The organism is Phenylobacterium sp. (genome assembly GCF_036501465.1).
Classification (GTDB): Bacteria; Pseudomonadota; Alphaproteobacteria; order Caulobacterales; family Caulobacteraceae; genus Phenylobacterium.
Map to the genome: position 1 here is coordinate 1 of NZ_DASYAF010000017.1, position 9,749 is coordinate 9,749.

Sequence of the window (9,749 nt, forward strand, 5' to 3'; positions counted from 1 at the left end):
AAGCCGGCGGCTTCAGCCTCGCGCTCCAGGGTGCGCAGGCCGAGTTCGCCATATTCCCGCGGGTTCGCCTTGGCCGGATCCTGCTCCGCCTCGACGATGATCCAGCCGCAATAGCCGATGTCGGCCAGCGCGCGCATCACCGCGCCGAAATCGAGGCCGCCGTCGCCGGGCACGGTGAACATGCCGTCCAATACGCCGCGCAGGAAGCTGTCGCCCCGGGAGGTCACGCCCGCGAAGACCTGCGGCCGGACGTTCTTGCAGTGCACATGGGCGACCCGCGCCGGATGGCTGCGGATAAGGTCCACCGGATCGATCCCGCCAAGCGATGCGTGGCCCGTGTCGACGGTCAGCCCCACCGACGGGCCGGTGGCGGCGAGGAAAGCCTCAAGGTCTTCCGGCCGCTCGACCACCGTGCCCAGGTGGTGGTGGTAGGCGAAGCGCAGGCCCTGGGCGGCGATGTGGTCGGCGAAGGCGGTCAGCCGTGCGCCGAACCGCTTCCAGCCGGCGGCATCGAGACGCGGCGTCGCCGAGAGGGCCACGTCCATCCGGCCGTGGATGGCGTTGCTGGTCTCGGCATGAACCCAGACCGTCGAGCCCATGGCCTTCAGCAGCGCCAGATGCCCGGCCGCCGCGGCGATCTCGGCGTCCACGTCGTGGGCCAGCAGGTTACCGCTGAACCAGCCGCCGACCAGCGACAGGCCGTAGCCCTCCAGCAACGGCTTCAACACCGCCGGGTCGCGCGGGAAGGCGCCGCCGAGCTCCACGCCGGTAAAGCCGATGTCGCGCGCGTCGCCCAGCACCGTCGAAAGCGGCGTGCCGGCGCCCAGCTGCGGCATGTCGTCGTTGATCCAGGCGATAGGGCTGACGCCGAAGCGGACGGGCATGTTCAATCTCCGATCTGCTGGCGGCGGCGCGCGGCGTCATAGTCCGCCCGCGCCGCGCGGACCTCGGCCCGCGGCGAGACTTCGGCGACGGCCACGTCCCACCAGGCGCCGCCGGCCTCGGTGGAGATCGCCGGGTCGGTGTCGATGACCAGCACGCTCGTGCGCGCCGCCGTGCGGGCGCGGGCGAGCGCGGCCTCGAGTTCGGCGATGGAGCCCACCTTCTCGGCGATCGCGCCAAGGCTGGCGGCATGGGCGGCGAAGTCGATGTCCGGCAGGGTCTCGTGGCGCGCGTCGGCCAGCAGGTTGTTGAACGGCGCGCCGCCGGTCGCCTGCTGCAGGCGGTTGATGCAGCCGAAGCCGCGGTTGTCGAGCACGGTGATGGTCAGCTTCAACCCCAGCATCACCGAGGTGGCGATCTCGGAATTCAGCATCAGGTAGCTGCCGTCGCCAACCAGCACATGCACGTCGCGATCCGGCGCGGCCATCTTCACGCCCAGGCCGCCGGCGATCTCGTAGCCCATGCAGGAATAGCCGTATTCCAGGTGGTAGCCGCCGGGCCGGGCGGTGCGCCACAGCTTGTGCAGCTCGCCGGGCAGGCCGCCGGCCGCGCAGACCACGACGGCGTCGGGGCCCGTGGCCCGCTGCACCGCCCCGATCACCTGGGCGTCGGACGGCAGGACGCCTGCGTCCGGCGGCGCGATGACGGCGTCCACATCGGCGGTCCAGGCGGCGATGGCCGCACCCTGCGCCTGCGTCCAGGCCGTCGGCGCGCGCCAGCCCGCCAAGCGCTCCGCCAGGCCGTCCAGCACCGCGCCGGCGTCAGCGACGACGGCCATGGCGCCGTGCTTGTGGGCGTCGAACGCCTGGACGTTGACCTGGACAAGCTGCCCTTGGAAAAGCGCGCGTGAACCGCTGGTGAAGTCCTGCAGCCGCGTGCCGAAGCCGATGACGAGGTCGGCCTCGAGCGCCGCCGCGTTGGCAGCGCTGGAGCCGGTCACCCCGATCGCGCCCAGGTTCATCGGATGGTCCCAGGCCAGCGCGCCCTTGCCCGCCTGGGTCTCGGCCACCGGCACACCCATGGCCTGCGCCATCTGCGCCAGGCGGCCCTCGGCGCCGGAATGGAGCACGCCGCCGCCGGCGACGATCAGCGGCCGCTGGGCGACCCGCAGGATGGCTTCCAGGGCGTCGAGATCGAACGGTTCCGGCTGGGGGCGCCGGATACGCCAGAAGCGGCCTTCGAAGAACGCCTCCGGATAGTCGTACGCTTCCGCCTGGACGTCCTGGCAGAAGGCCAACGTCACCGGCCCGCACTGGGCCGGGTCGGTCAGCACGGCCATGGCGCGCGGCAGGGCCGCCAGCACCTGCTCGGGCCGGGTCAGGCGGTCGAAGTAGCGCGACACCGGGCGGAAGCAGTCGTTGGCGCTCACCGTCCCGTCGGCGAAGTCCTCCACCTGCTGCAGCACCGGGTCGGGCCGGCGGTCGGCGAAGACGTCGCCCGGCAGCAGCAGGACCGGCAGGCGGTTGACGTGCGCCAGGGCCGCCGCCGTCACCATGTTGGTCGCGCCGGGACCGATGGAGGTGGTGCAGACCATCGCCCGCCTGCGCCGCATCTGCTTGGCGTAGGCGATGGCGGCGTGGGCCATGGCCTGCTCGTTGTGGGCGCGGAAGGTGGGCAGGGCGTCGCCGGCCGCCTGCAGCGCCTCGCCCAGGCCCGCCACGTTGCCGTGGCCGAAGATCGCCCAGGCGGCGGCGAAGAACGGGACCTCCTCGCCCTCCACATGGACCGTCTGGGCGCACAGGTAGCGGACGACGGCCTGGGCGGCGGTGAGGCGCACGGTGCTCATGCCGCCTCTCCTACGCCGGCCCGCGCGCGGCGCCACGCCTCGACAAGCCGGGCGAGGGTTTCGGCCATGCGCCGCACCGCCTCGGCGTCGTCGATCCGGCCCGCCAGCCAGGCGCAGGCGGGGTCATGGAAGATGGTCCGGCCGACCGCGAAGCCCTTCACCACGCGCGCGCGCGCCGTGGCCTCGAAGGCGGCGACCAGGGCCTCCACCGGCTGCGACAGGCCCAGCAGCAGCACGCCGCGGCAGAAAGGATCGCGCGCGGCGATCGCCGCCTCGATGTTGCGCCAGGCGGCCGGGTCGGCGAGCGGCTCCAGCTTCCACCAGTCGGGCCTGACGCCCAGGTCGTAGAACCGGGCGATGGCGCGCGCCGTGGTCTGGGCGTCGAAGGGCGCGCCGGCCGGGGCGATGATCTCCAGCAGCAGTTCGTGGCGGGTCTTGCGGCAGGCGTCGAACAGCCGAAGCACCTGCCGTTCCTGCCGTTCGCGCAGGTCTGGCTCATCGTCGGGGTGGTAGGAGACCAGCACCTTGACCACCTGGTTCAGCGGCCAGGTCGCAAGTTCGGTCGCCACGTCCGCCGAGGCCTCGAAGTCCAGCGGCCGCGAGCGCGGGACCTCGATGCAGCGGCCGATCCAGTAGGGGTGGTCCGCCGCCGCGGCCAGGGCGTCGAAGCCATGCCGGCCGTCCAGCAGGACGCCGAAGCGGGGATCGCCCTGCGCCACCCGATGCAGCGCCTCCAGCGCCAGGCGCTTGAAAGCCGCGATGCGCGCCGGGTCTGCGCCCAGATCCGCCGCCAGCTCCTCGAACTGGACGCGGTGGTCGACCGCCAGCACGCAGAGTTCGTCATAGGTCCGCGCCCGCGTGGTGGCCCAATGGATGTGCTCCAGCTCGGCGTCCTCGCGAAGGCGGAACGGTCGGTCGCGCCGGGCCAGGAAGGCCTCCATCTCCACCCAGGTCGGCATGGCCGGCGCGCAGCCGTGGCGCGAGACCACAATGGCGCCGGCGGCGTTGGCGATCTCGCAGCACCCGGCCAGCGGAAGGTCGCGCAGCCAACCGCGCAGGAAGCCCGCCATGAAGGCGTCGCCGGCCCCCAGGACGTTGAACACCTCCACCTCGAAGGCCGGGCCCACCACGCCCTCGTCCAGGCTGTCCGGGATCGGCCCCTCGAACGCCGAGCAGCCCTTCGGCCCCCGCTTGCAGACCAGCAGCGCCTCGGTGCGCTCGCGAACGGCGCGCAGGGCGGCGATGGTGTCGGTCGTCCCGCCCAGGATGTGCATCTCCTCCTCGGTGCCCACCACCAGGTCGCAGACCGGCAGCACGCGCTGGAGGATGTCGGTGACCGCCGGATGGGCCACGAAGCGGTCCTCGCCCATGTCGCGCGCCGCCAGGCCCCAGAGCACCGGGCGATAGTCGACGTCGAAGACCACCTTGCCGCCGCAGGCCTTGGCCAGGCGCGCGGCCTTCATCGAGGCCTCGAACACACCCGGCTGCGACAGGTGGGTGCCGTTGATCAACACCGCGCGGGCCTGGCGCAGCTGGGCCTCGTCCACGTCGTCTACGCCGAGCGCCATGTCCGGGCAGTTCTCCCGGTAGAAGATCAGCGGGAAGGTCTCGCGATCGCGGATGCCCAGCACGACGAGCGCGGTCAGCCGGTCCGGGTCGGCGATCACGCTGGCCGTCTCGACGCCCTCGCGTTCGAGCTGCTCGCGGATGAAGCGGCCCAGGTGGTCGGCGCCGACCCGGGTCAACAAGGCGGTCTTCAGGCCCAGCCGTGCGCCGCCGATAGCGGTGTTGGTGGGGCTGCCGCCGACGTACTTGGCGAAGCTGCCCATGTCCTCCAGGCGGCCGCCCACCTGCTCGCCGTAGAGGTCGATGCTCGACCGGCCGATGGCCAGCAGGTCCAGCGTCTTCTCACCCTCAGCCATGGCGCGCGTCGACCCTGTCGCGCTCAGCGGCGCATTGTGGGATTGGGTACCATAGGGATTCCTCCGAAGGCAGACCATGAAACAGCTCGCCCTGATCGGCGCCGGGCGGATCGGCGAGATCCACGCCGCCAACGCCGCGGCCCATCCGGACCTGCGCCTGAGCCTGGTGGTGGACCCGCTCGCCGACGCCGCACGGCAAGTCGCCCAGGACACCGGCGCCCGGGTCGCGAGCCTGGACGAGGCCCTGGCCGATCCGGCGATCGACGGGGTGATCGTCGCCAGCGCCACCGACACCCACCTCGACTATGCGGTGCGCGCGCACGCCGCCGGCAAGGCGGTGTTCTGCGAAAAGCCGATCGACATGGATCTGGCCCGCGCCCGGGCGGCGGCCGAGCGGCTCAAGGGCGCGCGCCTGTTCTTGGGCTTCAACCGCCGCTTCGATCCCAGCTTCCAGGCCCTGAAGGCGAAGCTGGCGGCGGGCGCGGTGGGCGCGCTGGAAACCCTGCAGATCACCAGCAACGATCCCGGCCCGCCCCCCATCGACTACGTCGAGGTCTCCGGCGGCCTGTTCAAGGACATGGCGATCCACGACTTCGACATGGCCCGCTGGCTGCTCGGCGAGGAGCCGGTGGAGGTGTTCGCCTGGGGCAGTTGCCTGGTGGACCCGGCGATCGGGGAGGCCGGCGACATCGACACCGCGCGGACGCTGCTGAAGACCGCCTCCGGCAAGCTCTGCGTCATCGCCAACAGCCGGCGCTCCGGCTTCGGCTATGACCAGCGGATCGAGGCCTATGGCGAAAGCGGTATGGTCCGCGCCGATAACGTCACCGAGAGCACGGTGCAGGTCTGGAGCGAGGCCGGCGCCCAGGCCGACCGCTTCCGCAACTTCTTCCTCGACCGTTACAAGGATGCCTATCGCGCCGAGATGGCGCACTTCGCCCACATCCTGAGCGGCCAGGCGCAGCCCACGGTGGGCTATGCCGATGGCGTGGCGGCCCTGGCGCTCGCCGAGGCGGCGGCGGAATCCCTGCGCACCGGGCGGCCCGTGCGCCTCGACTGATCGCGGCGCCTATCCTGCATGGACTCGATCCGTTAGGACCCCAACGGGCCGGGATGACTCACAGGAAGGCCGGATGATCCGCCAGCGCCGGATGAAGATCGTCGCGACCTTGGGCCCCGCCTCGGCCACGGCTGAGCGGATCGAGGACCTGTTCCGCACCGGCGTCGACGTCTTCCGCCTGAACTTCAGCCACGGGACCCACGCCGACCACGAGGCCTCGATCGCCGCGATCCGCAGAATCGAGAAGAAGGCCGGCAAGCCGATCGCCATCCTGGCCGACCTGCAGGGCCCGAAGCTGCGCGTTGGCCGCTTCGCCGGCGGCCATGTGGTGCTGCAGTGGGGCCGGTCCTTCCGCCTGGATCTGCTGCCGAGGCCGGGCGACGGCGAGCGCGCGCCCCTGCCGCATCCGGAGCTGATGGCCGTGGCGATGGCCGGCTCGACCCTGCTGCTCGACGACGGCCGCATTCGCCTGGAGGTGGTGCGCCGCTCCGACGAGGCGCTGGAGACCCGCGTGGTGGTGGGCGGCCGGCTCTCCGACCACAAGGGCGTCAACCTGCCGGGCCTGGCCCTGCCGATCCCGGCGCTGACCGCCAAGGACCGCGAGGACCTCAGCTTCGCCCTCGACCACGGCGTCGACTACATCGGCCTGTCATTCGTGCAGCGGCCGCAGGATGTGGCCGAGGCGCGCGAACTCGTCGGCGAGCGGGCGCTGATCCTGACCAAGATCGAGAAGCCCCAGGCGCTGGAGCACCTGGACGAGATCCTGAAGCTGTCCGACGCGGTGATGGTGGCGCGCGGCGACCTGGGGGTGGAGTTGCCGCCGGAGGATGTGCCCTTGGTGCAGAAGCGGCTGGTCCGCGCCGCCCACCGCTGGGGCCGGCCGGTGATCGTGGCCACCCAGATGATGGAGAGCATGACCGAATCCCCGGCGCCCACCCGCGCCGAGGCCTCCGACGTGGCCACCGCGGTGTTCGACGGGGCCGACGCGGTGATGCTGTCGGCCGAGACCGCCACCGGCCGCTACCCCACCGAGACCGTGCGGATGATGGACCGCATCCTGTCGCGCACCGAACGCGACGAAGACCTGCGCGCCGCGCGCGAACTGCTGCGGCCCAAGCCGGACAAGTCCTCCGCCGACGCCATCTCGGTCGCCGCCCGGCAGGTGGCCGAGACCATCGAGGCGCGCGTCATCGTGGCCTTCACCACCACCGGCGCCACGGCCCTGCGCATCGCGCGCCAGCGGCCGGAGTGCGGGGTGCTGGGGCTCACCACCTCGACGGAGACCGCGCGCCGCCTGGCCCTGGTCTGGGGCGTGCACCCGATCGTCACCGAGGGCGCCTTCACCATGGGCGAGACGGTGGCGCGGGCCACGACCCTGGCTTCACGGACCGGGATGGCCAAGCGCGGCGAGGAGATCGTGGTGGTGGCGGGCGTGCCGTTCGGCCGCTCCGGCGGGACCAACTCGCTGCGCGTGGCGCGGGTGGGTCAGGCGCCGGCCGACTAGGGTTCGGAACAAGCCCCCTGCGGTGGCGTTCCTGCCCCAGGAGGACCTGACCGATGGCCAATTCCATGCACACCGCCGATCGGAGCCCGGATGCCCCGCACGGGCCGGTGGTCTCCGAGTTCGACGCCAAGCAGGGCCGGCAGGGCTATCAGATCCTGGTCGTGCTCCTGACCTCGCTGGCGCTGGTGGTGATCGCCTTCGGCGCGCTCTACCTGTTCAGCGCCCGGCCCTTCACCACCCCGGCCCTGCCGCAACCGAAGACGCCCTCGCCCGTCACCACGCCCTAGGGTCCCCGCCCAGGGTCCACAGGGCCTCTACACTCCAGGCTGTTTCTTCGAATCCGTGGAACCGGGAACCCGACTTCGCGTTGAGCGAAGGTGGGGGTCTATGCGGGGATCACACGCCGAAACCGCGCACGCCAGGCGTCGGCGGCTGACCCCGAAGAGTTCCCTTCGATGCGAAGAACTCCTCCTGGGGGAAGACCATGAACGCCATCGATATGACCGCGGCGACAAAGCGCGTCCAGGCGGGGCGTCGAAAGGCGTCGCCCACCACGCCGGATGTGGACGCCATCGACGCGGTCGAGTTGCTGGCGGCGCTGCGCGCCTTCCGACGCGGCGACTTCTCCGTGCGGCTGCCGCGCGGCCGGCGGGGTCTGAGCGCCGAGATCGCCGAGGCCTTCAACGACGTGGTCGAGCTGAATGACCGCATGACCCGCGAGTTCGAGCGGCTGGGCGAGACGGTCGGGCGGCAGGGCAAGATCAACCACCGCGTCCGCCTGCCGGCGGCCCAGGGCTCCTGGGCGGCCAGCGTCGATGCGGTCAACACCCTGATCACCGACATGGTCCACCCCACCGCCGAAATGGCCCGGGTGATCGGCGCCGTCGCCAAGGGCGACCTTTCCCAGACCATGGACCTGGAGAACGAGGAGCGGCCGCTGCGCGGCGAATTCCTGCGCATCGGCAAGGTGGTGAACACCATGGTGGGCCAGCTGGGCTCCTTCGCCTCGGAAGTGACCCGCGTGGCCCGTGAAGTGGGCACCGAAGGCAAGCTCGGCGGCCAGGCCGAGGTGAAGGGCGTCACCGGCGCCTGGAAGGACCTCACCGACAATGTGAACTTCATGGCCGCGAACCTGACGGGTCAGGTGCGGAACATCGCCGAGGTGACCACGGCGGTGGCGAACGGCGACCTCTCGCGCAAGATCACCGTCGATGTGAAGGGCGAAATCCTGGAGCTGAAGAACACCATCAACACCATGGTGGATCAGCTGAACGCCTTCTCCTCCGAAGTGACCCGGGTGGCCCGCGAAGTGGGCACCGAGGGCAAGCTGGGCGGCCAGGCGCAGGTGAAGGGCGTGGGCGGCACCTGGAAGGAGCTGACCGACAATGTGAACCTGATGGCCGGCAACCTGACCGGCCAGGTCCGCAACATCGCCGAGGTGACCACGGCGGTGGCGCGCGGCGACCTGTCGAAGAAGATCACCGTCGATGTGAAGGGCGAGATCCTGGAGCTGAAGAACACCATCAACATCATGGTGGACCAGCTGAACGCCTTCTCCTCGGAAGTGACGCGGGTGGCGCGTGAAGTCGGCACCGAGGGCAAGCTCGGCGGCCAGGCGCGCGTGGAAGGCGTCACCGGGGCCTGGAAGGACCTCACCGACAACGTGAACTTCATGGCCGGCAATCTGACGGGTCAGGTGCGCAACATCGCCGAGGTGACGACCGCCGTGGCCAACGGCGACCTTTCCAAGAAGATCACCGTGGACGTGAAGGGCGAGGTGCTGGAGCTGAAGAACACCATCAACACCATGGTGGACCAGCTGAACTCCTTCGCCTCGGAAGTGACCCGCGTGGCCCGCGAAGTGGGCACCGAGGGCAAGCTCGGCGGTCAGGCCCAGGTGAAGGGCGTGGGCGGCACCTGGAAGGACCTCACCGACAATGTGAACTTCATGGCCGCGAACCTGACGGGTCAGGTGCGGAACATCGCCGAGGTGACCACGGCGGTGGCGAACGGCGACCTTTCCAAGAAGATCACCGTGGACGTGAAGGGCGAGATCCTGGAGCTGAAGGACACCATCAACACCATGGTGGATCAGCTGAACGCCTTCTCCTCCGAAGTGACCCGGGTGGCCCGCGAAGTGGGCACCGAGGGCAAGCTCGGCGGCCAAGCGCAGGTGAAGGGCGTGGGCGGCACCTGGAAGGAGCTGACCGACAACGTGAACCTGATGGCCGGCAATCTGACCGGCCAGGTGCGGAACATCGCCGAGGTGACCACCGCCGTGGCCAACGGCGACTTGTCGAAGAAGATCACCGTGGACGTGCGCGGCGAGATCCTGGAGCTGAAGAACACCATCAACACCATGGTGGTCCAGCTGAACTCCTTCTCGTCGGAAGTGACCCGCGTGGCGCGCGAAGTGGGTACGGAAGGCAAGCTCGGCGGCCAGGCGCAGGTGAAGGGCGTCGCCGGCACCTGGAAGGACCTCACCGACAACGTCAACCTGATGGCCAACAACCTGACCGGTCAGGTGCGGAACAT

Annotated in this window: 7 protein-coding genes; 4 read left to right on the forward strand and 3 right to left on the reverse strand. The window is 70.7% G+C overall.

Annotated elements, in window-relative coordinates; translation table 11 throughout:
- From iolE to VGL85_RS01970, 3 genes are all read right to left on the reverse strand, one after another.
- On the reverse strand, nucleotides 1–884 hold an 884-nt coding region (gene iolE, locus VGL85_RS01960; protein WP_331585457.1), incomplete at its 3' end, for a myo-inosose-2 dehydratase.
- A gap of 2 nt (nucleotides 885–886) precedes the next feature.
- Nucleotides 887–2,728, reverse strand: coding sequence for a 3D-(3,5/4)-trihydroxycyclohexane-1,2-dione acylhydrolase (decyclizing) (gene iolD / locus VGL85_RS01965; RefSeq protein WP_331585459.1), 1,842 nt, complete (start codon nucleotides 2,726–2,728; stop codon nucleotides 887–889).
- Entirely contained in the window at nucleotides 2,725–4,650 is a 1,926-nt protein-coding gene (locus VGL85_RS01970; protein ID WP_331585461.1) for a bifunctional 5-dehydro-2-deoxygluconokinase/5-dehydro-2-deoxyphosphogluconate aldolase, read from the reverse strand. The genes iolD and VGL85_RS01970 overlap by 4 nt, the downstream gene beginning before the upstream one ends.
- Nucleotides 4,651–4,726: 76 nt before the next feature.
- Here VGL85_RS01970 and iolG point away from each other — a divergent pair, with 76 nt between their 5' ends.
- The 4 genes from iolG to VGL85_RS01990 all read left to right on the forward strand — a co-directional run.
- Nucleotides 4,727–5,710, forward strand: coding sequence for an inositol 2-dehydrogenase (iolG, locus tag VGL85_RS01975; RefSeq protein WP_331585463.1), 984 nt, complete (start codon nucleotides 4,727–4,729; stop codon nucleotides 5,708–5,710).
- 73 nt (nucleotides 5,711–5,783) lie between these two features.
- The gene (pyk, locus tag VGL85_RS01980; RefSeq protein ID WP_331585465.1) at nucleotides 5,784–7,214 is read left to right on the forward strand and encodes a pyruvate kinase; all 1,431 of its coding nucleotides are present in this window, start codon (nucleotides 5,784–5,786) and stop codon (nucleotides 7,212–7,214) included.
- A 53-nt stretch (nucleotides 7,215–7,267) separates the two neighbouring features.
- Nucleotides 7,268–7,501, forward strand: coding sequence for a hypothetical protein (locus tag VGL85_RS01985; protein ID WP_331585467.1), 234 nt, complete (start codon nucleotides 7,268–7,270; stop codon nucleotides 7,499–7,501).
- 197 nt (nucleotides 7,502–7,698) lie between these two features.
- Nucleotides 7,699–9,749, forward strand: a 2,051-nt coding sequence (locus VGL85_RS01990) for a HAMP domain-containing protein (protein ID WP_331585469.1), incomplete at its 3' end; no start/stop codon positions are given.

Coding starts and splice junctions, on each gene's coding strand:
- iolD (WP_331585459.1), bottom strand. CDS start 2,728: ATGAGCACCGTGCGCCTCACCGCCGCCCAGGCCGTCGTCCGCTACCTG.
- VGL85_RS01970 (WP_331585461.1), bottom strand. CDS start 4,650: ATGGCTGAGGGTGAGAAGACGCTGGACCTGCTGGCCATCGGCCGGTCG.
- iolG (WP_331585463.1), top strand. CDS start 4,727: ATGAAACAGCTCGCCCTGATCGGCGCCGGGCGGATCGGCGAGATCCAC.
- pyk (WP_331585465.1), top strand. CDS start 5,784: ATGATCCGCCAGCGCCGGATGAAGATCGTCGCGACCTTGGGCCCCGCC.
- VGL85_RS01985 (WP_331585467.1), top strand. CDS start 7,268: ATGGCCAATTCCATGCACACCGCCGATCGGAGCCCGGATGCCCCGCAC.